The sequence below is a fragment of the Variovorax sp. P4_D9 genome (genome assembly GCF_056401695.1).
In genome coordinates this window covers 1-923 of sequence record NZ_JBFUIU010001598.1, presented here as the reverse complement: position 1 = coordinate 923, position 923 = coordinate 1, and the positions used below count along the sequence as shown (strand labels likewise).

2 protein-coding genes and 1 pseudogene are annotated in these 923 nt (G+C 68.2%); 1 reads left to right on the top strand and 2 read right to left on the bottom strand.

What is annotated here, in order from left to right:
- Positions 1-160: 160 nt before the first annotated feature.
- On the top strand, positions 161-535 hold the full coding sequence (locus AC1DY5_RS57165; protein ID WP_478122964.1) for a hypothetical protein: 375 nt from the start codon (positions 161-163) through the stop codon (positions 533-535).
- Here the strand turns inward: AC1DY5_RS57165 and AC1DY5_RS57160 are convergent.
- Both AC1DY5_RS57160 and AC1DY5_RS57155 read right to left on the bottom strand, forming a co-directional pair.
- Positions 532-723, bottom strand: coding sequence for an ATP-binding cassette domain-containing protein (locus tag AC1DY5_RS57160; RefSeq protein ID WP_478122963.1), 192 nt, complete (start codon positions 721-723; stop codon positions 532-534). The genes AC1DY5_RS57165 and AC1DY5_RS57160 overlap by 4 nt on opposite strands.
- A pseudogene (locus AC1DY5_RS57155) lies at positions 687-923 on the bottom strand (hypothetical protein); the annotation flags it as partial. The gene AC1DY5_RS57160 and the pseudogene AC1DY5_RS57155, both read right to left, overlap by 37 nt.

The following is a 923-nucleotide window of genomic DNA, read 5'->3' as shown; positions in this document are numbered from 1 at the left end:
GTGCAATGCCGGCCTGCTCGCACAGACGCGTCACGCGCCGTGCTTGCCGGGCTTTGTGCTGCTCGACCACCAGACTGGCACTGGGTCGATCGTGTCCTTCCGGCAAACGTGCATGAAATGAGTTCGCGGGTCGCCATTGCAACCCGAGACGGAGAGTGCGATGGAAGCGACGAGCAAGGCGGTGGTGCAGGCGAGAGGGCGATGCGACGGACTGTCGCAGCTGAAGCGGCGGTTTGAGCAGTGGCGCGCTGGGCGCAAGGTGGGCGCGCGAATTCCGCAGGAGTTGTGGGCCGGCGCGGTCGATTTGGTGAGCGAGCTTGGTGCGTGTCGAGTGGCTGCTGAACTGCACCTCGACTACGCCGTGCTCAAGCGGCGAGCCGGACTGACCGGTGGCAAGGTGCGGGTTCAGGAGGCGCCCCGGTTTGTCGCGCTGTTCGCTCCGGCCGGATCGGCGACACCAGCGGGGGCTTTGCACCCGCAGTGCGTGGTCGAACTCGACAACGCGCGCGGCGCCAAGATGCGCGTGGAGCATTAGCGGCGAAGGGCTGTGCGGCCTGTCGGCGCTGTGCAGTGCATTCTGGGCGGCGTGATGATCCAGATCACGCCGCAGGGCACGCGCGCGAGGTCGCGCCCGGCCAGGTTCACGGCGCCCTCGCACAGTGGCAGGAAGCCCGCCAGCGCGCGCATCAGGGTGGTCTTGCCGACGCCGTTTCGGCCCAGCACGCCGCGAGCACGCGGCCTGGGCCCACGACGCCGCTCAGGCCGCGCAGCACCATCGTGTCGMCATAGCCGCACACCAACTTTTCGAAGCTCAGCGAGATTCCACTCATTTCCGCGTCCCCGCATACACCGCCCGCACCGCGGGATCGGACTGGGATCTCGGCCAACGTCCCCTGCGCCAGCAGCTTGCCCTGGTGCAGCAC